This window comes from Shewanella chilikensis (assembly GCF_002836945.1).
In the GTDB taxonomy this organism is placed as follows: Bacteria; Pseudomonadota; Gammaproteobacteria; order Enterobacterales; family Shewanellaceae; genus Shewanella; species Shewanella chilikensis.
Genome location: NZ_NIJM01000060.1, coordinates 1 through 25,828, shown reverse-complemented (window position 1 = coordinate 25,828; position 25,828 = coordinate 1). Strand labels below are relative to the sequence as shown.

Here is a 25,828-nt window from a genome sequence, read left to right as displayed (position 1 = left end):
TGTTCAGCGCGACGGTGAACTTGAACGGCTTGTGCACACGCTGACCGGAAGGCATACCAGACTGAGGATCGGTTGGCACAGTCACAATGTGATTGAACTCCTGAACCAACATCTCGTCTTCATGACCTTCCACAAAGATGTCACCGACAGATTCTGCAGTAAAGGCGCCGGCAGTCAGGTTGCCCTGAGTTTGGCCTTCGATAGAGATATAACATGGTGTTGGCATGATAAATTCCTTTTTAAAAATTCAAAGAGGTTTGGGATAAACCTGTTTGATGAAAAGCAACTCTCATGCCAAAATGTAAAGCACTGATTTATAAGGAAAACATAAAAGGCCTTTTCATGCTGGGCAATTTCTTGCCCAGTTCCGGGCAATTTTTTGCTCAGCGGGCAATTTTTTGCCCGGTAAGCATTACCAACCAATTTAACAAGCGGATATTCACCCAAAGCAAATATGCTGGATTTACCATTGATTTTGAAACAAGAGCGTCAGGCTTTCTTGCCACTGGGTTTAACTTCTAGATAAAGGCCATCAGAATCATTTAGACAATAGAACTTTTCTTTAGGCTTTGCTGAACGGCACTGGGTGTCTGTGAGCACAACCTTGTTGCGGAATAGTTACCACACAACCAATATACTCACCAAAGAAGAAGAACTAAAGCAGTTTATACTCACCTTTATACTCACTTTTTACAGAGCTGCAGTAAGATAACCTGAGACATCATGAGAAGCGAAACCCACGAAATCAGTGGGTTTCGCTGCATTTCATGTTCTTTATGAGATTGAGTGAAACCTCATAAAACAACAAATTCCAATCACACGTTAAACAGGAAGTGCATCACATCGCCGTCTTTGACGATATAGGTTTTCCCTTCCACCCGCAGCTTACCCGCTTCCTTACAACCGGCTTCGCCCTTGAACTGAATAAAGTCATCATAGGCCATAACCTGAGCCCGAATAAAGCCACGCTCAAAGTCGGTGTGAATCTTACCGGCCGCCTGCGGTGCGGTAGACCCGACTGTCACAGTCCAGGCACGGACTTCTTTCACCCCGGCAGTAAAGTAGGTTTGCAGTGTCAGCAGTTCGTAACCGGCGCGGATCACCCGATCAAGCCCGGGCTCTTCCAGGCCCAGCTCTTCGAGGAACTCGCTGCGCTCTTCCTCATCCATTTCCGCCAGATCTGACTCGATAGCAGCGCACACAGGCACCACAACGGCATTTTCTTTTTCGGCAATGGCGCGCACTGTATCCAGATGCGGGTTGTTGTCGAAGCCATCTTCAGAAACGTTGGCAATATACATGGTTGGCTTGAGCGTCAGCAGGTTCAGGTAAGCCACGGCTTCCAGCTCCTCTTTGCTCAAATCCAGGGTACGCAGCATATGGCCTTCGTCCAGTACCGGCTTGAGTTTTTCCAGTACTTCGACTTCAAATTTGGCGTCTTTATCACCACCCTTGGCGCGCTTTTGCTGACGCAGTATGGCACGCTCAACACTGTCGAGATCCGCCAGTGCCAGTTCAGTATTGATCACTTCAATATCACCGGCCGGGTCAACCTTGTTGGCCACGTGAACAATGTTATCGTTCTCGAAGCAACGTACCACATGGCCAATAGCATCGGTTTCACGGATGTTGGCCAGGAACTTGTTACCCAGGCCTTCGCCCTTGGACGCCCCGGCAACCAGGCCGGCAATGTCCACAAACTCCATGGTGGTTGGCAGTACCCGCTCAGGCTTAACGATTTCAGCCAGGGCGTCCAGACGAGCATCCGGCACCGGCACCACACCTGTGTTGGGTTCTATGGTACAGAAGGGAAAGTTTGCCGCTTCGATGCCAGCCTTGGTTAACGCATTGAACAGAGTTGACTTACCGACGTTTGGCAGACCAACGATGCCGCATTTAAAACCCATGATGTTTACCTTTCTCTCTAATTTGAGCCCGGCGCACTCGGCCCCGGACAGGATAATGAAACAGGCGTCAGACGCCTGGATAATCTTAGACCGCTTTAAAGGAGTGCAGCCTATGCATCGCCTTGGTCATATCCTCGGCAAAGAGGATATCAGTGGCGCGCACCGCTTCATCTACCGCGGCATCGATCAGCGACTGCTCAGTACTCGGCGCCTTGCCAAGCACATAGCCGCTGACTTTGTTCTTGTCCCCGGGATGACCTATGCCAATCCGCAGACGATAAAAATTTTTGTTGTTGCCCAGCTTGGCGATGATGTCCTTAAGGCCGTTATGGCCACCATGCCCACCACCCAGCTTGAACTTGGCCACACCCGGCGGCATGTCCAGCTCATCGTGGGCCACCAAAATCTCCTCCGGTTGAATACGGAAGAAGTTCGCCAATGCCGCCACCGACTTGCCACTCAGGTTCATATAAGTGGAAGGGATCAGCAGGCGCACATCGCGGCCCTTGAGCGTGACTCTGGCGGTCAGGCCAAAATACTTGCTGTCAGCACTGAGCTGGGCACCGCAACCTCTGGCCAGCTCCTGCACATACCAGGCGCCGGCATTATGGCGGGTCTGGGCATACTCGGCGCCGGGATTGGCCAGCCCGACGATAAGTTTAATCTCTGTCATCAGTCTCTATCAGTCTGTTTATTCTACGAGAAGTTCTGCGAAGGCCAGAGGTGGCCAGGCACATATTCACCACTCTTGAAGCTTGGCTGTTACAGGCCAAAACCCGGCATGAAAGCCAATGAAAAAATGCCGCATTCTTATAAAAACGCGGCATTTTAGCACTCTCTTGCGACAATCAACAAATCGACCGGGGTTATCTCAGCCCCAGCGCATACTTGAGCACTTGCTGCTTAACCGGAGTATTGATATCCGCCAGCTTGAGGCCGGCGTTACGCAGCAGTTTAAGTGGCAACAGATCGTTACTGAAACCGGCATAGAAGAGATCCATGCCTGTCATCATCAACTGATTGTCAAACCAACGCTGCTTTTGGAACCCCTCAAGCACTGTGGCCTTTGACCAGTCTTCGCCCTTCTCCAGCGCCTGGGTGATTGTCGCGATCAAGGCTTCGACATCTTTAAAGCCCAGGTTAACCCCCTGCCCCGCCAGCGGGTTAATGGTGTGAGCCGCATCCCCCAGGATCACCAGGTTGTCGCGATAATATTGCTGCGCATGACGCCGGGTCAGCGGGAAACTGCCCTTGGCCAACACTTCGAAGTGGGGATCGAGCCTATCGGGGAAGTGATTGATAATCGCCTGCTTCAGTTGGCTGTCGCTGAGCTGCATCAAACTGCGAATTTGTTTGGCATCGTCATACCAAACCAGGGACGCATTTTTGCCCGGCAATGGCAGCAAGGAGCGCGGCCCTTGCGGCGTAAACTGTTGCCAGGTCACATCCTGCTCATCACACTCGGTGGCGATATTGATCAACATACAGGACTGGGAATAATCCCAACCACTGATGCCAATTCCGGCCCATTGACGCACTCTGGAGTTGGCACCATCTGCGCCCACCAGCAAACGGGTATCGAACACCCGGCCATCGTCCAGACTCACCTCTATACCCACGCTGGAGCGCACCATGCGCCCGACCCGCGCCGGGCAGCAAAGGGTCAGATTGGGGTAGTTGTCGAATTCCTGCCACAGTGCCAGCTGCACCAAACGGTTTTCCACTATGTGGCCGAGACGCTCGACCTTAATCTGACTGGCATGGAAACGGGTAATGCAGCCTTCCATCTCCCAGGTTTCCAGGCCACGATAAGCCACATGGCGCATTCCGAGCAGAGTATCGAATGCCCCCAGACGCTCGAGCAATGCCTCCGATGCGGCGCTGATGGCCGAGACCCTGACATCCAGAGGTTGCGAGGCATCAAAGGCCTCGGGTTCAAAGGCCTCCACCAGCGCCACTTCCAGCCCGAGTTTGGCCAACCCCAGCGCCGTCGCCGCGCCCACCATACCGCCACCTATGATGACGATATCCTTGGTCTCATGTTGTTCTGTCACTATGCCTTTCCTGCTGTCTCTCTTCTCTGCCGCCTTGGCCACAGAGTTGTGTTCAATGGTAACTGTTTGGGCTTCAATCATGAGCAAATGTTGCTGCCGGCCCTCCTGAAACACCTGCTTACAAGCCGACACACGAGCCTTGGCAACCTTAGACTAGCCTCAGAGTGTCCAAGCAGTATCTGTCATAGCCAACACCGCATTGGCGGTTATCGACATCAACAAGTGAGGATACCATGTGCAAACTTACCAACAGCCTGATAGCCGCAGCCCTTGTCGTCCCGGCCGCCTTTACCTCTGGTCATATTCTGGCCGCCACCACAGCAGACCAGATGGAAGTGATAACTGTAACCTATCGCTCGTCGCTGAATTATGCCCTATATCAACAAATCACGGAAACCATGGCCGGCTTTCATTTAGAAGTACTGGAAGATATCTATCTTCAGGCTCGCAGCGGCAACCAACAGATGGCTGAACAGTTTTATCGGCAGCAAAATGTTCAACTTGCCGCCAACCGTTTACCCGCACAGCTTGAAAGGGTATTGCAGCAACCAGAGTAATTCTCTGCCCTGGCGTTCAAAAGCTGGTCAGCGGACTTAACAGCAGGTAAAATGGCGCGCTATTTTTTAAGTGGTTCCGAAGAGCGACGCAAAACTGATGAGTAAAAAACTCCATATTAAAACCTGGGGCTGTCAGATGAATGAGTACGACTCATCCAAGATGGCCGATCTGTTAAACGAATTTCAGGGCTACACCCTGACCGAAGAGGCTGATGAGGCAGATATTCTGCTGCTCAATACCTGTTCTATTCGTGAAAAAGCGCAGGAAAAGGTATTCCATCAGCTGGGTCGCTGGAAAACACTCAAAGACAAGAATCCTGAGCTGATCATTGGCGTGGGTGGTTGTGTGGCTTCGCAGGAAGGCAAGGCGATAAAAGAACGCGCCCAGTGCGTGGATATTATCTTCGGCCCTCAAACCCTGCACCGTCTGCCAGAGATGATCAACCAGGTTCGCAGCGGCGACCAGGCGGTGATTGATGTCAGCTTCCCGGAAATCGAGAAGTTCGACCGTCTGCCCGAGCCCCGCGCCGAAGGCCCCACCGCCTTTGTCTCCATCATGGAAGGCTGCAGCAAGTACTGCTCTTTCTGCGTGGTGCCCTATACCCGCGGTGAAGAAGTCAGTCGGCCACTGGATGACATCATCCTGGAAATCGCTCAACTGGCCGAGCAAGGGGTGCGTGAAGTCAACCTGCTGGGACAGAACGTTAACGCCTATCGCGGCCTGACCCATGATGACGAAATTTGCAGCTTTGCCGAGCTGCTGCGTTATGTGGCCGCCATCGACGGAATCGACCGCATCCGCTTTACCACCAGCCACCCGATAGAGTTCACCCAGGACATTATCGATGTCTATGAAGACACTCCAGAGCTGGTCAGCTTCCTGCACCTGCCGGTGCAATCGGGTTCAGACCGCATTCTGACCCAGATGAAGCGCGGCCATATGGCTATCGAGTACAAGTCAATCATTCGCCGTCTGCGCAAGGCGCGGCCGGATATTCAGATAAGCTCCGACTTTATCATCGGCTTCCCCGGCGAAAGCAAAGAAGACTTTGCCGACACCATGAAGCTGATTGAAGAAGTGGGCTTCGACCACAGCTTCAGCTTTATCTACAGTGCCCGTCCCGGCACCCCGGCGGCCGACTTGCCGGATGATGTGGATATGGAAGAGAAAAAGCAGCGTCTGGCAATCCTGCAGGACAGGATTACTCAACAGGCGCAGCGCTACAGCCGCCAGATGCTGGGCACAGTGCAGCGTATTCTGGTGGAAGGCCCATCGGTCAAGAACCCCATGGAGCTGCGCGGCCGCACCGAAAACAACCGGGTGGTCAACTTCGAAGGCCAGCCCAAGCACATAGGCAGCTTCGTGGACGTGGAAATCGTCGATGTCTACACCAACTCGCTGCGCGGCAAATTTATTCGCGGTGAAGATGAGATGGACTTACGCAAGAGCCTGCGCCCCAGTGATATCCTGGCCAAGCATAACCAGGAAGATACCCTGGGCGTGACTCAGTTCACCCCGTAAGCGCCGAGACTTCCACGGCGGCCCGGCTCTTCGGACCCGGGCCGTTTTATTTTAGGCTCGATTTTCCGTTAGCATTTATGCCTTCACGCTCGTAAACTGATCAAAGATGACATCAACAGGAGTTTTTGTTTGTCTCACAAATTAACCACCATGAATCTGTATCTCGAACCGGCCGACAGCCGCCGTCTGGCGTCTCTGTGTGGTCCGTTCGATGACAATATCAAGCAGCTCGAACGCCGGGTGGGCGTCGAGATAAGCTACCGAAACAACCATTTTCAGATTGTCGGCCAGCCGCGTAACTGCCTCACCGCCAACAACCTGCTGAAACAGCTCTATGTCGAAACCGCGCCGGTAAAAGGCTCGACCCCGGATCTGGAGCCCGAGCAGGTGCATATCGCCATTCAGGAAGCCATTGCCCTGGAAGCCGACGACAGCGGTGCAGAACCCAAAGAGCACTATATCAAGACCCGCAAAGGGGTGATTAAGCCGCGCAATCCCAACCAGACCCAATATGTGGCCAACATAGTGCGCCATGACATCACCTTCGGCATAGGCCCCGCCGGTACCGGCAAGACCTATCTGGCTGTTGCCGCCGCCGTGGATGCGCTGGAGCGTCAGGAGATCCGCCGCATTCTGCTGACCCGCCCTGCGGTGGAAGCCGGTGAGAAACTGGGCTTCCTGCCCGGCGATCTGAGCCAGAAGGTAGACCCTTACCTCAGGCCTCTGTATGACGCCCTGTTTGAGATGCTCGGGTTTGAGAAGGTCGAACGACTGATAGAACGTAATGTTATCGAGGTCGCGCCGCTGGCCTATATGCGTGGCCGCACCCTCAACGATGCCTTTATCATTCTCGATGAGAGCCAAAATACCACGGTGGAACAGATGAAGATGTTCCTCACCCGTATCGGCTTCAACTCCAAGGCGGTGATCACCGGCGACATTACCCAGATAGATCTGCCGCGCAACGCCAAGTCCGGCCTGCGCCACGCCATTGAAGTACTGAGCGAAGTGGAAGAGATCAGCTTCAACTTCTTCCAGGCCCAGGATGTGGTGCGTCACCCGGTAGTAGCCCGCATAGTGGAAGCCTATGAGACGCACGATCAGCGCCAGCAGGCGGCCAAAGCCCAACGCGACAGCCAATATCAACTGACAGAGGCCGGCGCCCATGAGTCTTGATCTACAACTGGACCTGCAACTGGCCACAGAAGCGCAAAACCTGCCATCCCAGAGCGATTTCGAGCTCTGGGCCCGCACTGCCATAGGCAATAGTATGGAGCAGGCTGAGCTAACCATACGTCTGGTGGACAGTGAAGAGAGCCAGCAGTTGAACCGGGACTACCGCGGCAAAGACAAGCCCACCAATGTATTGTCATTTCCGTTTGAAGCGCCACCGGGAATAACCCTGCCATTACTCGGGGATCTTGTCATTTGCGTTTCAGTCGTTGAAAATGAAGCCCGTGAACAGCATAAACCGCTACAGGCGCACTGGGCACATATGGTTGTGCACGGTTGCCTGCATCTGCTAGGTTATGATCACATCGAAGATGCCGAAGCCGAAGAAATGGAGTCGCTAGAGACCCAACTCATTGAAAGCTTAGGTTTTACTGACCCATACAAGGAGCAATAATTGCCAGGGTTCGCCCTGTCATGAAGAACACTATGAGTGACGATATCCCCCCGAGTACCAGCGCCCATAAGAAAGGCTGGTTTGACCGTGTAAGCCAGTTATTCCAGGGCGAACCTCAAAATCGCGAAGATCTGGTTGAGGTGATCCACGATGCCGAGCAGCGTGAGCTCATCACAGAAGATACCCGCGAGATGATAAAAGGTGTTTTAGAGGTATCCGATTTGCGTGTAAGGGACATAATGATCCCCAGAGCGCAGATTGTCGCCATCCAATTCAATGACTCTGTTGAGGAACTGCTCAACACTGTCATCAACTCTGCTCATTCCCGCTTTCCTGTGGTCAATGAAGACAAAGACCATATAGAAGGCATACTGCTGGCCAAAGATCTGCTGAAGTACGGCTTCAACAACAGTGAAGAACCCTTCTCACTGGAAAAAGTGATCCGCCCGGCCGTTGTGGTGCCCGAGAGCAAGAGAGTGGATGTGCTGCTCAAAGAGTTCCGTTCCCAACGCTACCATATGGCAATTGTGGTCGATGAATACGGTGGTGTTTCCGGCCTGGTTACCATTGAAGATATTCTCGAAGAGATTGTCGGCGATATCGAAGATGAGTTCGATCACGACAACAGCGACGAGTCTGAGATCCGTAAAGCCGGTAACCGGGTTTACATGGTCAAGGCACTGACCGAGATTGAAGATTTCAACGAAACCTTCAACACCCATTTCAGTGACGAAGAGTTCGACACAGTCGGCGGCTTGGTGTCCCATGCCTTCGGTCACCTGCCGGAGCGCAACGAGAAGATCGTCATCGACGGCATTGAATTTAAAGTGATCAGTGCCGATACCCGCCGTTTATTGCAACTCAGGGTGAAACTGCCCGGTCCCAACGATACTGAAGACAGTAACGACCAGTGAAGTCCACATTAGCGGCGCTTAAACGCCACCCCAAGCTGCGTCTGGTACTGGCCTTTTTGGCCGGTGCCAGTACGGCACTTTCCTTTGCCCCCTACGATCTCTGGCCCATCTACCCGCTGGCGCTGGCCTTTGGCCTGTGGCACAGTGACAAGCTTTCCCCCAAGGCCAGTTTTGGCTATTGGCTCAGCTTTGGCTTTGGCGCCTTCGCCTTCGGGATCAGCTGGGTGCATGTCAGCATGGACAGATTCGGTGGCTTGCCGCTGCTTGTTTCCATAGGCCTGATGGCCCTGCTGGCCCTCTATCTGGCCTTGTATCCGGCGCTGGCAGGCGCCCTGCTGGCCCGACTGGCGCCCAAGCGTCATAACTGGCAACTGCTGGGGCTGTTTCCGGCACTCTGGACTCTGTGTGAATGGTTGCGGGGCTGGGTGCTCACCGGCTTTCCCTGGCTCTGGGGCGGCTATAGCCAAACCTCGGGGCCCTTGAAGCCGCTTGCCTCAATGATAGGCACTTTGGGGCTCAGTTTTGTGGTGGCGCTGCTGGCAGCAAGCCTGGTACTGCTACTCAAACGCCACTGGCTCAGCCTGGTGGTGAGCTCGGCGCTACTTACCCTGCTTGTATGGCAGGCGCCGCGATTTTCAACGGTTGAGCGCACCGGCGAGACCCTCAGCGTGGCGCTGGTGCAGGGCAATATTCCCCAGAGCATGAAGTGGGAGCCGGACGCGCTCTGGCCGACTATGCTCAAGTATATGGATCTCTCCCGCCCGCATCTGGACAGAGATTTGGTGATCTGGCCCGAGGCAGCGATACCGGCCCCCGAAAGCATGGTGGCCGAGTTTCTCGACAACGCCAACAAGGTCGCCAATCTGCGGGATGCCGCCATCATCACAGGTATCATCAGCCAGCAAAATGGCGACTTCTACAACTCGCTGATCGTGCTGGGAAATCATCATCAGAAACAGCAACAAAACGCCAACTATAGCGCAGCAGGCGACAATCAGTTCCGTAAGCATCACCTGCTGCCAATAGGCGAGTTTGTGCCCATGGAGTCGCTGCTGCGGCCGCTGGCGCCCTTCTTCAACCTGCCCATGTCCTCATTTGCCAGAGGCAGTTATCAGCAAAATAATCTGACGGCCCTGGGTCATACGCTGGCACCGGCAATCTGCTATGAAATCGCTTTCCCCGAACAGCTCAGGGCCAACGTCGCCGAGGATACCCAAGTGTTGCTGACCGTTTCCAACGACGCCTGGTTTGGTGAATCCAATGGCCCACTGCAACACATGGAGATAGCCCAGATGCGCTCGGCCGAATTGGGCCGACCTCTGCTGCGGGCCACCAACAACGGCGTTACCGCCGTGGTGGATGAGTTTGGCAATATCAGTGCCAAACTACCGCAGTTTGTAGAAGGTGTACTCACCGCTGAAGTGCCGCTGGTCGAAGGCCAGACCCTGTTCAGCCGGGTCGGTCAATGGCCGGTACTGGGGCTAAGTGGCTTGCTGCTGCTTTTGGGGCTGTTGTATTGCCCCAAGCGACGAAAGAACAATAAAAGCTAAAGCCAATCCATTGATTTTTATCTAATTGATAAAAAATTAATAGACACATAAGTATTTCTTAAGACTGCTTTTCTAGGCTTTGGATACTGGTTAACAGATCCGGAGTATCTCTATGGTCAAGCAGTCTACCCTGTCTGCCCTGGAAAAGGACGTCCCACATTCTGCCAACCCACCTCATGCACTCCCCGAATGTCGCCTGTTTCATGAACAGGCAGAGGGCCGCACTGAGGTTGAAGACTATATCGCCGCCAAATACTTTCAGGTGCATGGCGCCAAACTCAAGGAGTTTTTGCCTTTCTTACTGCAACTGACCATTAAAGGTCAGCCTCAGGGTGCCTTCGGCCTCAGAGCCGGTTGTTACTACCCCTTGTTTCTGGAGCAATATCTCAAGGACCCCATAGAGCAGCAAGTAGCGCTACTGGCCAAACGCCCTGTGGACAGGGCTTCCTTGGTAGAGGTGGGCAATCTGGCACTGACCAACAAGAGTTCAGGGCCACTGCTGCTGGTACTGCTTGCCGCCACTCTGGCCAGGGCCGGTTTTGAATATATGGTCTTTACCGTCACAGAGCAGGTGGAAGCGCTAATGAAACTGCTGGGCTTTTCCCCCATGTTGCTGTGCAGCGCCGATCCAAAGCGACTGGAAGGTGACAGCGCCATTTGGGGCAATTACTACCGCAACAACCCCAGAGTCATGATTGGCGATCTGCGCCTCGCTCAAGAGGTAATAGAAACCAGCCCCCGCTTGAGACGACTGGCACAAAGGCACGAATTGGATATCAGCACCATGGCGGCCAAATTGGCTTATGCCAGGACCCGGGAGCCAAGCCTATGACTCCATCGCCTCAGTTGAACCAAGCCAATACCTCTGAGTCGGGTGCCGGAACCAACCTTGATTGGGATGTTCTAGGCAAACTCAACGGCGAAGATCAGGCCATTGCCCTTAGCGATGCTGGGCGGCAACTCAGCTACCTTGAACTGAAAACGGAAATCCGCCGCTACAGTGATGTCCTCAAACGCCTGAATATCCGCAGCCTGGCACTGCATGCCGGTAACAGTGTGCAGTGGGCGATACTGGATCTCGCCTGCCAGCAGGCGGGAGTTCTTTGCCTGCCCTTGCCGCTGTTTTTCTCCCAAGAGCAGTTGGCAAACTGCCTTGAACAAACCTCGGTTGAGCTGGTGCTGAGCGAAAGCCCACAAATTCAGCCTTGTTTGCCAAAGGGCTTCACGCCTTACCAAGGTCTCAGTGAACTGGGCTGCAATCTATACGGCTGGCATTTATACGGCAGGCAGTTATACGACGAGCAGCTATCTGACGGACAGCTCTTCAACGGACATCCGGGCCAACAGAGCGCTTGCGCCGAGAAAACGGCGGCTTTTCCACAAGTCCCTCAGGGCACAGCCAAAATCACCTTTACCTCAGGCTCTACCGGTAACCCCAAGGGGGTGTGTCTCAGCAGCGAGCATCAATGGCGAGTGGCCGAATCGCTTGCCACAGTCACGGCCCTGCCTCGGCCCAGGCATCTTTGTCTGTTGCCCTTAAGTACCTTGCTGGAAAACATCGCCGGTATCTACAGCCCCTTGCTGTGCGGCGGAACTGTGCTGCTGCCCTCGGATAAAGCGCGCGGCATGCATGGCAGCTCGAGACTCGACAGCCGGGCGCTGCTGCAGACCATAAGCCGAGCGCAGCCGAGCAGCATGATCCTCATTCCTCAGTTATTGACACTGCTGGTCGGTGCCTGCGAGCAAGGGTGGCAAGCGCCAAACTCACTGCGCTTTGTCGCCGTTGGTGGCGGCAAGGTCGCCCCCGAGTTGCTGCTGCGGGCCAGGGAGCTTGGATTGCCGGTTTATGAAGGTTACGGCCTGTCGGAATGCGGCTCTGTCGTGGCGCTCAACACCCCGGATAAAGACACTCCCGGCTTTGCCGGCACTGTATTGCCTCATTGCAAAGTCACCATTCGCGGCGGCGAAATCCATGTCGGCGGCGCCAGTCACCTGGGGTATCTCGGCCAACCCGAGACTTGGGGCCAGGGAGAAATCGCCACCGGTGACCTTGGCCAGCTCGATAAAGGTGTGCTCGCCATTAACGGGCGCCGCAAGCATCTGCTTATCAGCTCCTTTGGCCGCAATATCAGCCCTGAGTGGGTGGAGTCGGCGCTGATGGCCAAACCGCTGCTGAGTCAGTGTATGGTGCTCGGCGACGCCAAACCCTGGCTCAGCGCACTGCTGTGCGCTCCGCTCCAAGTCAGCGATGAGCAGCTCCAGGCCTGGCTGGATGCGGTCAATGCCACACTGCCCGACTACGCCAGGATCAAACGCTGGATAAGACTGAATGAAACCGAGCTCAAGCCTCACACCACCGCCAATGGCAGGGTCAAGCGCGCCTCACTGCTGAGCGCCCTGGCCGCTCAAATACAACAGCTCTATCTATCTGAAACCCCATATCTTGAGGGAACCCTATAATGAATTTCTACAACCAATTACAACAAGCAACCCAGAGCGGACGCGAGTATCTGCTGGCCAGTCCCATCATAGGCAAGTGTCTGCAAGGAGAGATAAGCCTGGAGGAATATGTCGCCTTCCTGCACCAGGCCTATCACCATGTGAAGCACACTTCGCCGCTGCTCATGGCCACAGGCGCCAGGCTGCCGGAAAGCAAGGAATGGCTCAGGGTGGCGGTAGCCGAGTATATCGAAGAGGAGCAAGGCCACCAGGAGTGGATCCTCAATGACATAGCCGCCTGCGGTTTTGACAAGGAAAAGGCCAGACGCAGCACGCCGCTGTTTGCCACCGAGGTCATGGTTGCATATGCCTACGACATGGTGAATCGGGTAAGTCCGCTGGGCTTTTTCGGCATGGTCAATGTACTGGAAGGCACCAGCATCAATCTGGCGCTGCTGGCAGCCGAGAAAGTGCAATCGCGCCTGGGGCTGCCGGATTCAGCCTTCAGTTATCTCAAGTCTCACGGCGAGCTGGACAAGCAACATATCCAGTTTTTTGAAGGGCTGATGAACCGGATTGAGGATCCCGAAGAACAGGCCTTGATCATTCACGCCGCCAACAACTTTTACCGTCTCTACGGCAATATCTTCCGCGAGCTGGCGTCGGCCCAGGCCTTGGCGCTGGCCTCCTGAAAACGGTGACCAATATGGAACTCAAACACCTGAATGTCATCATCACAGGCGCCAGTGGCGGCATCGGCAGCGCCATCGCCAGGGCGCTGGCCGCCAAAGGCGCCAGACTGCTGCTCTGCGGCCGGGATCAAGCCAAGCTCGATGCCCTGAAACAGAGCCTTGCCGGGGAGCATCACACCTTAAGTGCCGATCTGACCAGCAGTGGCGGTCAATGTCAGCTGCGCCAGGCCGCCGGGGTGTTCAGCCCCAAGGTGTTGATCAACTGCCTCGGAGTCAATCAACTCAGCATGTTGGAAGCCAGCGACACCTGTGATACTCGCACTATGATGGCGGTGAACCTGGAGGCGCCCATCAACTGTTGCCGCACCCTGCTGCCCTTACTCAAACGCCAGTCCGAGGCCGCCATCATCAATGTCGGCTCCATTCTCGGCAGCATAGGCTACCCGGGTTCCAGTCTTTACTGCGCCAGCAAATTTGGCCTCAGGGGCTTTACCGAAGTACTGGAGCGAGAGTTAGCCGACAGCAAGATTAAGGTGCTCTATTTCGCCCCCAGAGCCACGGATACCGAACTCAACACAGAATCGATGCGCCAGCTCAATTCGGCGCTCGGCAACCGTCAGGACAGCCCTGAATGGGTGGCCGACATCCTCTGCCGCGATCTGGCTGATAATCGCCAGGGCCGCCGTTTTATCGGTTGGCCGGAAAAGCTGTTTGTGCGCATAAACGCCCTGCTGCCCGGCCTGGTTAACAATGATACCCGCAAGAAACTGCCACTTATCCGCCAGTTTTGCCAAAGGGCTATGCCAATACAAGACACGGCCAACCCCATCACCGAAGGAGAGAAACATGAAACCATTTAAACTCTTGTGCCTGAGCGCAGCGCTGCTGGTGAGTCCTTCGCTCTGGGCCGATGACGCAAGCGATCTGGCCGTCAAACAGTTGCAACACGACTGGGCTATCAACAACTATCAACTCAGCGGCGACCAGCAGGAAAAAGCCTTTGTTAAACTGCTGAAGTTGGCGGATGAGTCGGTGCAATCCCACCCTCAAAGTACAGGCGTGCGTATCTGGCACGGGATTATCAACTCTACCTATGCCGGGGTCAGCGGCGGCCTCGGTGCCCTCAAATATGCCAAGCGGGCTCGTAGTGATTTCGAGCAGGCGCTCAAGCAAGATCCCACCGCGCTCAAGGGCTCAGCCTACACCAGTCTCGGAGTACTTTACTACAAGGTGCCCGGCTGGCCACTGGGCTTTGGAGACGATGACAAGGCCGAAGAGTTGTTGAAACAGGCGTTGGAACTCAACCCCGATGGCATAGACAGCAACTACTTTTACGGCGACTTCCTGTTGGAAGAGGACAGGTATGACGAAGCCCTGCCTTTCCTGCAAAAGGCACTCGAAGCCGCTCCAAGGCCTGGGCGCGAGTTGGCAGATGCGGGTCGCAAGCAGGAAATCAAGGCAGCACTTGCCAAAATTGCCGCCTATCGCGATAACAGCTAACGTCAGTCAATTTTTACCAGTAAAGATTGCGTTTGATGGACAAGGCTGGCGCTTGATTTCGAGCTCAGCCCAGCATCAGTCAGCCAATACAGGCTGACTGATGGTTTTATTATCCGAGCAAGAAACTGTTACAACTAATCCCCCTGCGCGAAGGGATCGTCAATCGACTTAGCCGGCTGGGTAAACCAGCGCGGCCCCTCTGCCGTCATATAGAAGTGATCTTCATGGCGAACGCCGAACTCGCCGGGCACACAAAGCATGGGCTCATTGGAAAAACACATACCAACAGCCAGTGGGGTGTTGTCGCCATCGACCAGGTAGGGCCACTCATGAATATCCAGGCCTATGCCGTGGCCCGTTCTATGGGGCAATCCCGGCAGTTGATATCCGGGCCCGAAACCGGCCGCTTCCAACACGGCTCTGGCCGCCTTGTCGACACCGCTGCAGGGCGCACCTAAAGCCGCCGCTTCAAAACCTGAGCGCTGCGCTGCCTGCTCGAGCGCCCACAATTGCCGCTGCCGCTCGCTTGGCGTACCAAATACATAGGTGCGGGTAATATCCGAGTTGTAACCATGCAGCTGACAGCCTGTGTCTATCAACACAGTGTCGCCCGGCTCCAGCGTCTTGGGCGACTTGACCCCATGGGGATAGGCGCTGTCCTCACCAAAGAGCACTATGCAGAAATAGGAGCCACTGGCCCCCACGGCTCTATGGGCCTTGTCGATGAAATCTTCCACCTCGGCGGTACTGATCCCCGGGCGTAATATTCTGGCGGCGGCCTTGTGCACTTCGAGCGTCATATCCATAGCCCGCTGAATCAGCCTCAGCTCGGCGGCCGATTTATGCATTCGCAGTTGGGCGCTAATCTTGGCGCCGTTGACAAAGGCAAGCTCGGGGCAAGCCTCACGCAGGCCATCAAACAAAAAGAAAGGGGCAGATTCATCTATAGCCAGAACGGCGCCCGGGCGCAGACAGCCCATGCGCTTAAGCACATTGCGGCACAGCGCATAGGGACTCTGGTGCTCATGCCAGGTGTTAACCGGTCCAGGCTGCAACATAAAGCCCTTGAGGGTGTCGAGCTCAAATGCCGGCGCCAGGTATTCCAGCTCACCACAACTTGGCAAAATCGCTCCTACCATACGCTCACTGGCATACCAACGCAGGCCGGAGAAATAGTAGAGATTGGTGCCGGCGTTGAGATAGAGGGCATCTATCCCCAACTCTTGCATCAGCGCCTGGGCATTTTGTTGCCTGGTTTTGAATTCGGCGGCTTCCACCGCTGTGACATCCCGGGTCATATCCACCAGCTTTGCCAACTCCTGCTCCGGGGTTGAGCCACCAACGCCTGTGCTCATAGACTTCTCCTGCTTGATTACTTTTAGTAGTTATTTGCTTGGGTATTAATGTGCTCGAGAGTTTTAGCATATTGTATGCAAACTTTAAAGCAGCAAACGAAATTGCCAATTTCCGGCGACCGCTGCTATGCTGCTTGCGCCAAACGCGGGAGTACAACATGCAAGATCTTGCCAACTATATTCTGGCCATAGAAGGACGGACAAGCAGCGCCGAACTGTTGGAGTCGGTGCAAGTTCACACCACAGACGATGAAGGTTTGTGGCAATATCACTTTGCCGATGGCACCATTATCGAAAAACAGCAGGAGCTGGAACAGGAGCCAAGCCAGTCCAATATCGGCGAGCTTTATGAAGATAACTGGACCCGTTATCGGGTGCTGAAAGGAAACGATATCAGCCCAAAACAAAAAGCCTTCAGCAACCTGTGCCAAAGGGCCTTCTGGTTGAAGATGCGTCAGGCCTGCCAGAAACCGGCTTGAAGGGGGATATCTCCCCCTTGAATCAAACTATCAGGCCTGTTGCATCAGCATTACTTGCAGACCACGGCAGACCAAGGTCTCCATATCGTCGACCCGACTTATCTGACACTGACTGACAGTGGCTGGAACCGCCAAGTCTTTAACACCACTGACGCAGCCCTTGTAGTAATCGGCATTGGCCAACATGTTACCGGCAAGCCAGAGTTTTTGCGGATTGAGGAGGTTAACCGCCCAGGCAATACCCATCCCTAGATAAGCCCCGGCGCGATAGAGTTCTACCGGGTTGCGCAAGCGCCGACGCCGTACCGACTCGCCGCTGGCCAACTGTTCGAGACTGAATTCCCCCGACTCCGTCATTACCCGGCAAGCGCCCAATTCGCCACCCAGGCCATTGGCACCGCTGAACACCCGGCCGTTGAGCGCCAGCGACATGCCGATCCCTGTGCCACACATCACCAAGAGTTCACACTGGTGTTTTACGCTGGCAATGGCGTGCAGACCGGCGTGGATATCATTGCTGATAGCCACCAGTTCACCACGGCTACTGAGCTTTTCCGGGTTAAGCCCCACCAGCGCCGGCAAGGCACGGCAGGATATCAGTTGGTTGTCTCGCACCATGCCGGGGAAGGCCAGAGCCAGACGGTAGTTTGCAAGCCCATAATCAGATTCAAGTTCAGCCAATTGCCGATTGAGATCTGCTATGGTGAAACTCTCTCCGGTGGGGATTTTATATTGTTCTGTTGTTTCCCCTTGCCGCAGCTGAAACAGCGCGGTTTCAGTCCCCACTTCGATCGTTAATGTCGACATCAATAAACCCCTTTTTACCGTACCGCCAGAGGCGGTAGACGGCCTAAGATGTTAGCACAGTGCTGCCGGCACCGCACCTAATCATCAAGGTTCTGTTATTTGTAACGCTTTGCTTTTACTTAACTTCCACCATGCTATCAGGATAAGTTGGGTCGCAATGGCGGGAATACAGATCACCAATAGCAACTGCCAGCCAAGCTGATAAATGACCCAGCCGGCCCCCAGAGAGGCCAACGCCTGAGAGCCAAATACCAGAGAATCGTTGAAAGACTGCACAGTGAACCTCTCCTCGGGGCGATAACAGCCAGGCAACAGCGAAGTGCCGGCAACAAACAGGAAGTTCCAACCCACACCCAACATCACCAGCGCACTCCAATAGTTGAGCAGGTCACGCCCCGCCAGCGCCAGAGCCAAGGTCAGGCAGTAAAGCGCCAGCCCGGCCAACATGATGCGGGTATGCCCCAAGCGGGCTATCAGGTAGCCACTTATCAGCGAAGGCAGATACATGGCAATCACATGGCTCTGGATCACCCACTTGGTATCCTCAAGGCTGTGATGCTCTATGTGATGCATATGCACAGGGGTCGCCGTCATGATAAAACTCATCAGGGCATAGCCTATAACTGCAGCGCCGCAGGCAACCCAGAGTCGGCTTTGACGCAAAATAACCGACAATGGCCGAATATCCATACGCTCAATCTTGGAGGCTTTGAGTACCGGGCCTTCATCTTGATAAAACAGCAGGCATACCAGCGCCAGCACACCGACCAGAGTCACCATCAAAAAGGCCCCAGAGTATGTTACCGGCAAAATATCCTTGGCCAGCAAGGCCAGTTCTGGCCCGAGGAAGGCGGCGAGCAAGCCACCAAGCAACACCCGGCTGGCTGCCTTGGCAGACAGAGTCGGCGCCACTGACTCCATGGCGGCAAACCGGTATTGTTGAATAATGGCGCCGCCGCATCCGAGCAGCAGACCGCTGGCACAAAATCCCCAGAACTGAGCATACCAAACACTAAGCGCCGCCATAACACCCGCCACACTGGTCAGCAGGGCGCCACCGATAAATACCCGTCGCCGACCAAAGCGCTGCATCAAGATATTGATGGGCACAATCGCCACAGCGACTCCGACAACCATCATGGCGATAGGCAGTGTCGACAACGAGGGAACCGGGCTCAGCTCTGCCCCTATTATGCCTCCGAGCAATACCATGATAGGTGTGGCACTCATGGCAAAGGCCTGCGCCAACATCAACACCCAAACATTTAGCGGCATAAAGGCATCCTTGAATAAAAGTCGAGACAGATAAAAACCTTGAATAGGTCAATAAACATACATAGAGTTAACCTAAGCCAATCAGTTTTAACATTTTCATTCAAGGAAGAACACTGTGGGAAAGCGAAACTGTATCAGAGTGCTACTGTTGACCTTGCTTCTGGGCATGGGGGCAGGCTGCAGCAACCAGCCTTACTCCCCTTCTCAGGATCTCTATGACAACGTGGCCGACAATGTCGAGCAGCGCAATGAAAAGCTGGCGCGGGATCAACAACCAAGCGATGACAGAGTAAAGAGTGAAGATGTCAGCAAGGGAGTGATGGCAACCCTGGTTAGCTCCTTTTTGGTCGGCATTGCGACTCTGTTTGGCAGCAATTAACTTGGCCCCCTTTACAGCAGTTAAAGTTTTTTCAACATGCCCACCCTTGCGAAGCGACTTCAGGGCTTGCCATAATCCGCTATCACTCATAAAGACAAGGTCGGCCAAGAGTAGCCAAGCCGACCATCAGCGGAGCCCCTATGTTGCAATCACAATCGCTCAAAAGCCCCCATATCGCATCACGGCTTAATGCCGTGCGCAGCGAAATGGCCAAACACCAACTCGATGCCTTTATTCAGCCCCGTGCCGACGAGTATCTCGGCGAGTATGTGCCGGCGCACAACGAGCGTTTACATTGGCTGACCGACTTTACCGGCTCGGCGGGGATGGCGATTGTGATGAAAGACAGCGCCGCCATTTTTACTGATGGCCGCTACACAGTGCAGGTGAGGCAACAGGTGGACTCGACCCTGTTCAGTTATGAGAGCTTGACAGATATGCCCCAGGCACAATGGTTGGCGGAAAAGCTGCCGGTCGGTTGCCGCATTGGCTACGATCCCAGGTTGCATACCCTGGCCTGGCAGCAGGATGCCGAAGCCACGCTGAGCAAGGCGGGGATGACACTGGTGGCGCTTGACAACAACCCGGTGGATTTGCACTGGCAAGACAGACCCGTGCCGGAAAACAAACCCATTATCCTCTTCAATGCCGAGTCTGCCGGCAAGAGCAGCGAACAGAAGCGCAGTGAAATCGGCGCCCTGGTGAAAAAGGCCGGTGCCGATGTGGCGCTGATAGCGGCGCTGGACTCCTTCTGCTGGTTACTCAATATCCGCGGTCAGGACGTGCCCAGGTTGCCCGTGGTACTGGGCTGTGCCCTACTGGAAGCCAATGGTGAGATGACACTGTTTACCGAGCTTGCCAAGTTACCCCAGGGGATTGAAGCCCACGTAGGGGCCGGTGTCAGCTTCCGCGCCGAGTCGGAGCTCGCCGAAGCGTTGCAAGCGCTTGAAGGCAGAAAGCTTTTAGCCGATCCCAATAATGCCAACGCCTTCAGCCAATTACAGGCCAAAGCCGCCGGCGCCAAACTGATCGCCGGACTCGATCCTGTGTCACTGCCCAAGGCCTGTAAAAACAGTGCCGAACTGCAGGGAATGCGCGCCAGCCATATCCGTGACGGCGTTGCCGTGAGCCGTTTCCTGGCTTGGCTGGATGCCGAAGTGGCCGCAGGCCGCCTCTATGATGAGGGCACACTGGCAGATAAGCTTGAGAGCTATCGCCTTGAGGATCCCCTCTACCGCGAGCCAAGCTTTGACACTATTTCCGCCACCGGCGGCAATGCAGCCATGTGCCACTATAACCATCTCAACGGCACTCCGGCCATGATGGAGATGAACAGCATCTATCTGGTGGACTCTGGCGCCCAGTATTTGGACGGCACCACGGACGTTACCCGCACCATAGCCATAGGTGAAGTCAGCGCCGAGCAGAAAAAGATGGTGACCTTGGTGCTCAAGGGGCATATCGCCCTGGATCAGGCCCGCTTCCCACGGGGCACTACGGGGCAACAACTGGATGCCTTTGCCCGTCAATACTTGTGGCAATACGGTTTTGACTACGACCACGGCACGGGCCATGGTGTTGGCCACTTCCTCAGCGTTCATGAAGGCCCACAAAGAATAGGCAAGAACCTCAATGCCATTCCTTTGCTGCCCGGAATGGTGCTTTCCAACGAACCCGGCTATTACCGTACAGATGCCTTCGGTATCCGTCTGGAAAACCTGGTGGAAGTACGCCCCTGTGAAGCGCTCAAAGGGGCAGAGCGGGAGATATTCGAGTTCGACGCTCTGACTCTGATCCCCATGGATAAACGCTTGATAGACAAGAGTCTGCTTACTGAAGCTGAGCTCAATTGGTTCAATGACTATCACAGCCGCGTTTATCAGACCCTGTCACCGCTGATGAGTGGCGAATCACTGGCCTGGCTCGAACAGGCCACCTCGCCGCTGTAACGCCCAAGGGCGCCGTCAATGGCTGGCGCCCTTTGTCAAACTCTCTGTGCTATTCGCGAGAAGATCCGCCCCTTGAATTGGGATATAATAGCCGCCATATAGCTGTTATTATTTTGCCATGAGAATCTCAATCCCATGATAAGTACCACCTTTGATCAGTATCTGGAGTTTCCAACCTCCTTCCCATTTAAAGTGGTTGGCGATGCCAGCGATACCCTGGCCGACCGCGTAGTCGAAGTCGTCCAGAAGCACGCCCCCGGTGATTATAGCCCCACCACCAAGGCCTCCAGCAAAGGCACCTATATCTCGGTGACCATAAATGTGAGAGTGACCAGCAAGGAACATATCGAAACCTTGTACACTGAACTTGCCGCTATTGAAGGCGTTCGCCGGGTACTCTGATACCTGGCACTCGGCAGAGAAAGTGTGATCTGGATTACATTTTTCCTGCCGAAGCGTATAATACCTGCCGGTATCAGAGAGTGAGCACAGCTTGATACTGATTGGTATCATCTCAAACAGAGGGGGAGACGTTGCCCTTGCCAGACAATACATTGCATATCCGCCACTTGGGTAACATGGATTATGAGACTGTATGGCATGCCATGCAGCACTATACCGACACCCGTGACGAACACAGCCGGGATGAACTCTGGCTGGTGGAGCATCCACCGGTTTTCACCCAAGGCCAGGCCGGTAAGAGTGAGCATCTGCTCAACACCGGCGATATCCCGGTGATCCAGGTGGATCGTGGTGGCCAGGTAACTTACCATGGCCCGGGGCAGTTGGTCGCCTACCCTCTTATCAACATCAAACGGCGCAAGCTTGGGGTAAGACAGCTGGTTACCGACATAGAACAAAGCCTGGTGGAGCTGCTCAAGCGCTTCGATATTCCGGCCTACGCCAAGGCCGATGCGCCGGGTGTCTATGTCGAGGAGCGTAAAATAGCCTCTTTGGGGCTGAGGATCCGTAAGGGATGCTCATTCCACGGCTTGGCGCTGAATGTCGACATGGATCTCGCCCCTTTTCGTCGTATCAACCCCTGTGGTTATGCCGGACTCGAAATGGCCCAGTGCAAAGCACTCGGTGGCCCCCAGAGTGTCGAGGAGGCAGGCCAACACCTGATTGAAACTTTTAGCCAACGTTTGGGCTATGAGCAAACAGTGCATCACCAAGGATTAGCAGAGTCATATGAATAGGCCAGAAAGATTACAGCCCGGTGTGAAATTGCGGGACGCCGAAAAGGTTGCCCGTATCCCGGTCAAAGTTGTGCCATCAGAGCGCGACACCATGCTGCGCAAGCCCGATTGGTTGCGGGTTAAGCTGCCATCTTCCAATCAGCGGATCCTGGATATCAAACAGGCACTGCGTAAAAATGGTTTGCACTCTGTGTGTGAAGAAGCCTCTTGCCCGAACCTGGCCGAGTGCTTCAACCATGGTACAGCCACCTTTATGATCCTCGGTGCCATCTGTACCCGGCGTTGTCCCTTCTGTGACGTAGCCCATGGCCGTCCACTCAAGCCTGACGCCGAGGAGCCACTCAAGCTGGCACAAACCATCAAGGATATGAAGCTCAAGTATGTGGTGATCACCTCTGTGGATCGTGACGATCTGCGTGACGGCGGAGCCCAGCACTTCGCCGACTGTATCCGTGAGATCCGCAAACTCAACCCTGAGATCAAGATAGAGATATTGGTGCCTGACTTCCGCGGCCGTATCGATCAGGCGCTGGATATTCTGGCGACCGAGCCACCGGATGTATTCAACCACAACCTGGAAACGGCTCCGGCTCACTATCGTAAGGCCCGTCCCGGTGCCAACTATCAGTGGTCATTGGATCTGCTCAAACGCTTTAAAGAGCGTCATCCGGATATCCCGACCAAGTCGGGGATCATGCTCGGACTGGGTGAAAGCAATGAAGAAATTGAACAGGTGCTCAGAGATCTGCGCGCTCACAATGTCAACATGCTGACTCTGGGCCAGTATCTGCAGCCATCCAAGTTCCACTTGCCGGTGGAGCGTTACGTGACTCCCAAGGAGTTTGACGACTTCCACAACCTGGCAACCGAACTTGGCTTTACCCACGCCGCCTGTGGCCCGCTGGTTCGCTCAAGCTACCATGCAGACCTTCAGGCCCAGGGGAAAGAGGTCAAATAGACCAAGCCCAAGCACCTAAAGAAACAGCGCCCACAGGCGCTGTTTTTCTATTTATGGGCACAATTAAAAGCTTTAGGGTTAGCGGCAAAGCTCTGACATAGCTGCCTCTGCCCATATTAACCGGGATGAGCGAAGAAGAGCCAAGAGAGACTAAGAGGAGTGAAGAGACAACTCCATCAGCAGAGCATCTTCCCGGCCCTCTTTTGCCGGATAGTAATCGGCCCTGGAGCCGGTCTCAATAAAGCCCAGACGCCGGTACAAGGCGATAGCGGCAGCATTACCCACCCTGACTTCCAGCAATAATCTCTCCACACCAGTCTCTTTAAGCAACTCGATTGCCGCCAGTAATAATTGCCGCCCCAACCCCTGACCTTGTGCGGCAGGAGCGATACAGATATTCATCAGGGTCGCTTCCTCGAACAAAACTTGCAGCAAGCAAAAGCCTTGAAGCTCCGGTCCTAGATATAACCCCAGAGCCCGGTAAAAACGGCCAAAGCAACTGCCCAGAGTCGCCTCACTCCAGGGAAACTCATGGGCCAGTTGTTCAATTTTCATCATCTCGTCGAGGTCATCGGCCTCCAAGGCTCTAATTGCGATAACCTCAGTCACTTCGCCTCCAACCTGTGCCAAATCTGTTGCCATAGGGCGCGCTTGCCCTCACTGCCTGACATCAATTGCGCCGGCTGCGATGAATGCAGCCAGGCCCCTTCAACAGGCTCAGGGAACATATTCCATATCACCTCTTGCCCAGCCACAGGCCGATTACCGACGCTGCACTGCCCGGCCTCCAGTCCCAATAACGCCAACACCTTGAGCACCAGAGGATGTTGCAATACACGCTCGTCAGCATCAGGCACCAACAGCATGAAAGGCACCTGGGAGGGAGAGTCTTGTCTACTGCGCCACAGCTCTATTCCCATGGCGTGCAGATATTTATTCATGGTGATTGCGCTCCGCTTTAACGCAGTTTGAAAATATCGCCCAAAACCCACAGCCGAGGGACGAACAAGAAGGGCAAAAAATGACTGAAAGAAACCCACAACAGAGCTTCCAAGTTAAGCGCTTTAGAATACCAGCTTGCTCAGCAACTGTCTGTGACTTGGGAACAAATCCCCCGGCAACCCACTCAAACAAAATCGATTGCAGGCATCTAGTTTATCCACTTTAACTAATTAGCTTCCGAAGTAATATAGAAAACAGATCATTTACGGAGGTTATATTATGAATATCAATATCGGGATCAACCAAGCCGATCGTTTGGAAATAGCCAACGGTTTGAATCGCTTACTCGCTGACACCTACAGCCTTTACCTTAAGACTCACAGCTTCCACTGGAACGTGACAGGTCCTATGTTCACCAGCCTACACCAACTGTTTGAAGAGCAGTACACCGAATTGGCTGCAGCGGTGGATGTCATAGCAGAGCGGGTCAGAGCCCTGGGTGAAAGAGCCTTGGGATCCTACAGCGCCTACGCCGCTCAGACCGAAATCAAAGAAGACTCAGGCATCACAGATGCCAAACAGATGCTTGAGGAACTGCTGGAAGGCCAGGAGATCATTATTCGCAACGCCCGGGCACTCTACCCTCTGGTGAACCAGGCCAATGACGAAGCAACGGCAGATCTGCTGACCCAGCGTATTCAGTTACATGAAAAGACCGCCTGGATGCTTCGTAGCTTGTTAGTGCAGTAATCTGGCATCACTTTGATACGGCGTTCAGAAACGGCATGAATTGGCGGTTAATGCTGAAACAAACTGAGTATTGAACCTATACGGCTTACGCGTATTGCGTGAGCCGTTATCTTATTTGGCACCGAGCAGGAGTTAACCCTGTAACAGTAGTTTTAAAGATGTCTGCAAGCTGACAGTGCAAGGTGGAAAATAAATGGGTCCATATCGACCCCAAGCACTTTATGATATTTACAAAAGGAAAACGGCCCGCATATCGCTATGCAGGCTGTCTGGAATGTGGCAGGGGTGGCAGGACTCGAACCCGCAACCGTCGGTTTTGGAGACCGCTGTTCTACCAATTGGAACTACACCCCTGTGGAACGAGGGGCATTATGCAAAAAGCCTCCCTAAAGGTAAAGGACTTTTTGGTACAAACCCCGCTGATTGCAGCTTTTTCAGACAAAGCCATGGTATTGTGGGCATCCAAGAGTTTCTGTGGACAACACCTATCAGGTAAAGTTGCTGTAAACGCGAATTGTCCAAGTTCACCCAGCCAACGACTTTGAATATTTAACCCCAAAGATTCCCCATATAAGAACTCGACACTATTTTGCAAGCTACTTACAGTTTGGCCAATTTAACTTGACCATGACCGCCACACTTTAAAAACACTTCCTGATGGAAACGAATCTTCACATCCCGGGCCATCTTCCACTTGAGCGCGTGGATGTGTGGTTCCAAGACGAAGCCAGATTTGGCCAACAAAACCAAACAACAAGACTTTGGGCAAAACGGGGTAGCCGTCCCCCGTGTCGTCAAACAGCAGCAATTTGATTATGGGTATCTGTTTGGGGCGGTGTGCCCAAGTAGTGGTAAAACGGAAGCATTAATTACGCCGTTTGTTAATAAGGACATCATGCGCCAGCTCCTGGAACTGATCGCCAACCGAACTAAACCAGGACGACATGCTGTGGTGGTAATGGATGGTGCAGGG

At 54.2% G+C, this 25,828-nt stretch carries 29 protein-coding genes, 1 tRNA gene and 1 pseudogene; 20 read left to right on the top strand and 11 right to left on the bottom strand.

Features of this window, described 5'->3' with window-relative positions; all coding sequences use genetic code 11:
* Nucleotides 1-226: type VI secretion system tube protein TssD (gene tssD / locus CX651_RS17345; protein WP_157822659.1), on the bottom strand; the 226-nt coding region annotated here is incomplete at its 3' end.
* Nucleotides 227-291: 65 nt separating this feature from the next.
* On the opposite strand from tssD, the gene CX651_RS20015 reads away from it, so the two are divergent.
* Entirely contained in the window at nt 292-522 is a 231-nt protein-coding gene (locus CX651_RS20015; protein ID WP_189577823.1) for a hypothetical protein, read from the top strand.
* Here CX651_RS20015 and CX651_RS20310 read toward each other — a convergent pair.
* The 4 genes from CX651_RS20310 to CX651_RS17325 form a co-directional block, all read right to left on the bottom strand.
* Nucleotides 490-600: an Arm DNA-binding domain-containing protein gene (locus tag CX651_RS20310; RefSeq protein ID WP_332871580.1), complete on the bottom strand. Its 111-nt coding sequence runs from the start codon at nt 598-600 to the stop codon at nt 490-492. The genes CX651_RS20015 and CX651_RS20310 overlap by 33 nt on opposite strands.
* Nucleotides 601-815: 215 nt before the next feature.
* Nucleotides 816-1,907, bottom strand: coding sequence for a redox-regulated ATPase YchF (ychF, locus tag CX651_RS17335; protein ID WP_101057186.1), 1,092 nt, complete (start codon nt 1,905-1,907; stop codon nt 816-818).
* Nucleotides 1,908-1,992: 85 nt separating this feature from the next.
* Nucleotides 1,993-2,580: an aminoacyl-tRNA hydrolase gene (gene pth / locus CX651_RS17330; RefSeq protein ID WP_025011686.1), complete on the bottom strand. Its 588-nt coding sequence runs from the start codon at nt 2,578-2,580 to the stop codon at nt 1,993-1,995.
* Between the two features lie 193 nt (nt 2,581-2,773).
* Nucleotides 2,774-4,042 carry an FAD-dependent oxidoreductase gene (locus CX651_RS17325; protein WP_101057184.1) on the bottom strand — a complete coding sequence of 423 codons (1,269 nt, stop codon included), beginning with the start codon at nt 4,040-4,042 and terminating at the stop codon, nt 2,774-2,776.
* Between the two features lie 152 nt (nt 4,043-4,194).
* Here CX651_RS17325 and CX651_RS17320 point away from each other — a divergent pair, with 152 nt between their 5' ends.
* The 11 genes from CX651_RS17320 (at nt 4,195) to CX651_RS17270 (ending at nt 14,762) form a co-directional block, all read left to right on the top strand.
* The gene (locus CX651_RS17320; RefSeq protein WP_101057182.1) at nt 4,195-4,518 is read left to right on the top strand and encodes a hypothetical protein; all 324 of its coding nucleotides are present in this window, start codon (nt 4,195-4,197) and stop codon (nt 4,516-4,518) included.
* Between the two features lie 97 nt (nt 4,519-4,615).
* A complete protein-coding gene (miaB, locus tag CX651_RS17315; RefSeq protein WP_101057180.1) occupies nt 4,616-6,040 on the top strand; it encodes a tRNA (N6-isopentenyl adenosine(37)-C2)-methylthiotransferase MiaB in 1,425 nt (474 codons plus the stop codon).
* Between the two features lie 129 nt (nt 6,041-6,169).
* The gene (locus tag CX651_RS17310) at nt 6,170-7,216 is read left to right on the top strand and encodes a PhoH family protein (RefSeq protein WP_039035894.1); all 1,047 of its coding nucleotides are present in this window, start codon (nt 6,170-6,172) and stop codon (nt 7,214-7,216) included.
* Nucleotides 7,206-7,667 carry an rRNA maturation RNase YbeY gene (gene ybeY / locus CX651_RS17305; RefSeq protein WP_028781579.1) on the top strand — a complete coding sequence of 154 codons (462 nt, stop codon included), beginning with the start codon at nt 7,206-7,208 and terminating at the stop codon, nt 7,665-7,667. The genes CX651_RS17310 and ybeY overlap by 11 nt, the downstream gene beginning before the upstream one ends.
* A 32-nt stretch (nt 7,668-7,699) precedes the next feature.
* A complete protein-coding gene (gene corC / locus CX651_RS17300) occupies nt 7,700-8,581 on the top strand; it encodes a CNNM family magnesium/cobalt transport protein CorC (protein ID WP_101057188.1) in 882 nt (293 codons plus the stop codon).
* The gene (lnt, locus tag CX651_RS17295; protein WP_101057178.1) at nt 8,578-10,131 is read left to right on the top strand and encodes an apolipoprotein N-acyltransferase; all 1,554 of its coding nucleotides are present in this window, start codon (nt 8,578-8,580) and stop codon (nt 10,129-10,131) included. Before corC ends, lnt begins: the two co-directional genes overlap by 4 nt.
* Nucleotides 10,132-10,243: 112 nt before the next feature.
* Nucleotides 10,244-10,963, top strand: coding sequence for a thermostable hemolysin (locus CX651_RS17290; RefSeq protein WP_101057176.1), 720 nt, complete (start codon nt 10,244-10,246; stop codon nt 10,961-10,963).
* Nucleotides 10,960-12,591, top strand: a complete 1,632-nt coding sequence (locus CX651_RS17285) for an AMP-binding protein (protein ID WP_101057173.1) — start codon at nt 10,960-10,962, stop codon at nt 12,589-12,591. The genes CX651_RS17290 and CX651_RS17285 overlap by 4 nt, the downstream gene beginning before the upstream one ends.
* Nucleotides 12,591-13,262 (top strand): TenA family transcriptional regulator, encoded by a 672-nt coding sequence (locus CX651_RS17280; RefSeq protein ID WP_101057171.1) that lies wholly within the window; start codon nt 12,591-12,593, stop codon nt 13,260-13,262. Before CX651_RS17285 ends, CX651_RS17280 begins: the two co-directional genes overlap by 1 nt.
* Nucleotides 13,263-13,276: 14 nt before the next feature.
* On the top strand, nt 13,277-14,122 hold the full coding sequence (locus CX651_RS17275) for an SDR family oxidoreductase (RefSeq protein WP_101057169.1): 846 nt from the start codon (nt 13,277-13,279) through the stop codon (nt 14,120-14,122).
* Complete coding sequence (locus CX651_RS17270) at nt 14,109-14,762, top strand: tetratricopeptide repeat protein (protein ID WP_101057167.1); 654 nt, start codon at nt 14,109-14,111, stop codon at nt 14,760-14,762. The genes CX651_RS17275 and CX651_RS17270 overlap by 14 nt, the downstream gene beginning before the upstream one ends.
* A 134-nt stretch (nt 14,763-14,896) precedes the next feature.
* Here CX651_RS17270 and CX651_RS17265 read toward each other — a convergent pair whose 3' ends face one another.
* On the bottom strand, nt 14,897-16,117 hold the full coding sequence (locus CX651_RS17265; RefSeq protein ID WP_101057165.1) for a M24 family metallopeptidase: 1,221 nt from the start codon (nt 16,115-16,117) through the stop codon (nt 14,897-14,899).
* A gap of 158 nt (nt 16,118-16,275) precedes the next feature.
* On the opposite strand from CX651_RS17265, the gene CX651_RS17260 reads away from it, so the two are divergent.
* Complete coding sequence (locus CX651_RS17260) at nt 16,276-16,596, top strand: hypothetical protein (protein ID WP_101057163.1); 321 nt, start codon at nt 16,276-16,278, stop codon at nt 16,594-16,596.
* A 30-nt stretch (nt 16,597-16,626) separates the two neighbouring features.
* On the opposite strand, the gene CX651_RS17255 is transcribed toward CX651_RS17260, so the two are convergent.
* Entirely contained in the window at nt 16,627-17,403 is a 777-nt protein-coding gene (locus CX651_RS17255) for an ROK family protein (RefSeq protein WP_071238102.1), read from the bottom strand.
* 84 nt (nt 17,404-17,487) lie between these two features.
* A complete protein-coding gene (locus CX651_RS17250) occupies nt 17,488-18,678 on the bottom strand; it encodes an MFS transporter (RefSeq protein WP_101057161.1) in 1,191 nt (396 codons plus the stop codon).
* A 115-nt stretch (nt 18,679-18,793) separates the two neighbouring features.
* Between CX651_RS17250 and CX651_RS17245 the strand changes: the two genes are divergently transcribed.
* From CX651_RS17245 to lipA, 5 genes are all read left to right on the top strand, one after another.
* The gene (locus CX651_RS17245) at nt 18,794-19,057 is read left to right on the top strand and encodes a hypothetical protein (protein ID WP_039035885.1); all 264 of its coding nucleotides are present in this window, start codon (nt 18,794-18,796) and stop codon (nt 19,055-19,057) included.
* Between the two features lie 140 nt (nt 19,058-19,197).
* Nucleotides 19,198-21,006: an aminopeptidase P family protein gene (locus tag CX651_RS17240; protein ID WP_101057159.1), complete on the top strand. Its 1,809-nt coding sequence runs from the start codon at nt 19,198-19,200 to the stop codon at nt 21,004-21,006.
* A 135-nt stretch (nt 21,007-21,141) separates the two neighbouring features.
* On the top strand, nt 21,142-21,408 hold the full coding sequence (ybeD, locus tag CX651_RS17235) for a DUF493 family protein YbeD (protein ID WP_028781166.1): 267 nt from the start codon (nt 21,142-21,144) through the stop codon (nt 21,406-21,408).
* Nucleotides 21,409-21,545: 137 nt separating this feature from the next.
* Nucleotides 21,546-22,205 (top strand): lipoyl(octanoyl) transferase LipB, encoded by a 660-nt coding sequence (lipB, locus tag CX651_RS17230; protein ID WP_071238125.1) that lies wholly within the window; start codon nt 21,546-21,548, stop codon nt 22,203-22,205.
* Nucleotides 22,198-23,163 (top strand): lipoyl synthase, encoded by a 966-nt coding sequence (lipA, locus tag CX651_RS17225; protein WP_025009861.1) that lies wholly within the window; start codon nt 22,198-22,200, stop codon nt 23,161-23,163. Before lipB ends, lipA begins: the two co-directional genes overlap by 8 nt.
* A gap of 150 nt (nt 23,164-23,313) precedes the next feature.
* Here lipA and rimI read toward each other — a convergent pair whose 3' ends face one another.
* The gene (gene rimI / locus CX651_RS17220; RefSeq protein WP_224867797.1) at nt 23,314-23,772 is read right to left on the bottom strand and encodes a ribosomal protein S18-alanine N-acetyltransferase; all 459 of its coding nucleotides are present in this window, start codon (nt 23,770-23,772) and stop codon (nt 23,314-23,316) included.
* Entirely contained in the window at nt 23,769-24,104 is a 336-nt protein-coding gene (locus tag CX651_RS17215) for a DNA polymerase III subunit psi (protein ID WP_071476507.1), read from the bottom strand. The genes rimI and CX651_RS17215 overlap by 4 nt, the downstream gene beginning before the upstream one ends.
* A 280-nt stretch (nt 24,105-24,384) precedes the next feature.
* Between CX651_RS17215 and dpsA the strand changes: the two genes are divergently transcribed.
* Entirely contained in the window at nt 24,385-24,855 is a 471-nt protein-coding gene (gene dpsA / locus CX651_RS17210; RefSeq protein ID WP_025009858.1) for a DNA starvation/stationary phase protection protein DpsA, read from the top strand.
* A gap of 277 nt (nt 24,856-25,132) precedes the next feature.
* Here dpsA and CX651_RS17205 read toward each other — a convergent pair.
* Nucleotides 25,133-25,209, bottom strand: a tRNA-Trp gene (locus tag CX651_RS17205).
* A 291-nt stretch (nt 25,210-25,500) separates the two neighbouring features.
* On the opposite strand from CX651_RS17205, the pseudogene CX651_RS17200 reads away from it, so the two are divergent.
* Nucleotides 25,501-25,828: pseudogene (locus CX651_RS17200) on the top strand (transposase); the annotation flags it as partial.

Excerpts from the sequence above, each read along its gene's own strand:
- miaB (WP_101057180.1), top strand. The coding sequence starts at position 4,616 with ATGAGTAAAAAACTCCATATTAAAACCTGGGGCTGTCAGATGAATGAG.
- ychF (WP_101057186.1), bottom strand. The coding sequence starts at position 1,907 with ATGGGTTTTAAATGCGGCATCGTTGGTCTGCCAAACGTCGGTAAGTCA.
- CX651_RS17255 (WP_071238102.1), bottom strand. The coding sequence starts at position 17,403 with ATGTCGACATTAACGATCGAAGTGGGGACTGAAACCGCGCTGTTTCAG.
- CX651_RS17325 (WP_101057184.1), bottom strand. The coding sequence starts at position 4,042 with ATGATTGAAGCCCAAACAGTTACCATTGAACACAACTCTGTGGCCAAG.
- CX651_RS17290 (WP_101057176.1), top strand. The coding sequence starts at position 10,244 with ATGGTCAAGCAGTCTACCCTGTCTGCCCTGGAAAAGGACGTCCCACAT.
- CX651_RS17285 (WP_101057173.1), top strand. The coding sequence starts at position 10,960 with ATGACTCCATCGCCTCAGTTGAACCAAGCCAATACCTCTGAGTCGGGT.
- lipA (WP_025009861.1), top strand. The coding sequence starts at position 22,198 with ATGAATAGGCCAGAAAGATTACAGCCCGGTGTGAAATTGCGGGACGCC.
- ybeY (WP_028781579.1), top strand. The coding sequence starts at position 7,206 with ATGAGTCTTGATCTACAACTGGACCTGCAACTGGCCACAGAAGCGCAA.
- CX651_RS17320 (WP_101057182.1), top strand. The coding sequence starts at position 4,195 with ATGTGCAAACTTACCAACAGCCTGATAGCCGCAGCCCTTGTCGTCCCG.
- CX651_RS17260 (WP_101057163.1), top strand. The coding sequence starts at position 16,276 with ATGCAAGATCTTGCCAACTATATTCTGGCCATAGAAGGACGGACAAGC.
- CX651_RS17280 (WP_101057171.1), top strand. The coding sequence starts at position 12,591 with ATGAATTTCTACAACCAATTACAACAAGCAACCCAGAGCGGACGCGAG.
- CX651_RS17265 (WP_101057165.1), bottom strand. The coding sequence starts at position 16,117 with ATGAGCACAGGCGTTGGTGGCTCAACCCCGGAGCAGGAGTTGGCAAAG.
- CX651_RS17270 (WP_101057167.1), top strand. The coding sequence starts at position 14,109 with ATGAAACCATTTAAACTCTTGTGCCTGAGCGCAGCGCTGCTGGTGAGT.
- corC (WP_101057188.1), top strand. The coding sequence starts at position 7,700 with ATGAGTGACGATATCCCCCCGAGTACCAGCGCCCATAAGAAAGGCTGG.
- pth (WP_025011686.1), bottom strand. The coding sequence starts at position 2,580 with ATGACAGAGATTAAACTTATCGTCGGGCTGGCCAATCCCGGCGCCGAG.
- dpsA (WP_025009858.1), top strand. The coding sequence starts at position 24,385 with ATGAATATCAATATCGGGATCAACCAAGCCGATCGTTTGGAAATAGCC.
- CX651_RS17275 (WP_101057169.1), top strand. The coding sequence starts at position 13,277 with ATGGAACTCAAACACCTGAATGTCATCATCACAGGCGCCAGTGGCGGC.
- ybeD (WP_028781166.1), top strand. The coding sequence starts at position 21,142 with ATGATAAGTACCACCTTTGATCAGTATCTGGAGTTTCCAACCTCCTTC.
- CX651_RS20015 (WP_189577823.1), top strand. The coding sequence starts at position 292 with ATGCCAAAATGTAAAGCACTGATTTATAAGGAAAACATAAAAGGCCTT.
- CX651_RS17240 (WP_101057159.1), top strand. The coding sequence starts at position 19,198 with ATGTTGCAATCACAATCGCTCAAAAGCCCCCATATCGCATCACGGCTT.
- CX651_RS17250 (WP_101057161.1), bottom strand. The coding sequence starts at position 18,678 with ATGCCGCTAAATGTTTGGGTGTTGATGTTGGCGCAGGCCTTTGCCATG.
- CX651_RS17215 (WP_071476507.1), bottom strand. The coding sequence starts at position 24,104 with ATGAATAAATATCTGCACGCCATGGGAATAGAGCTGTGGCGCAGTAGA.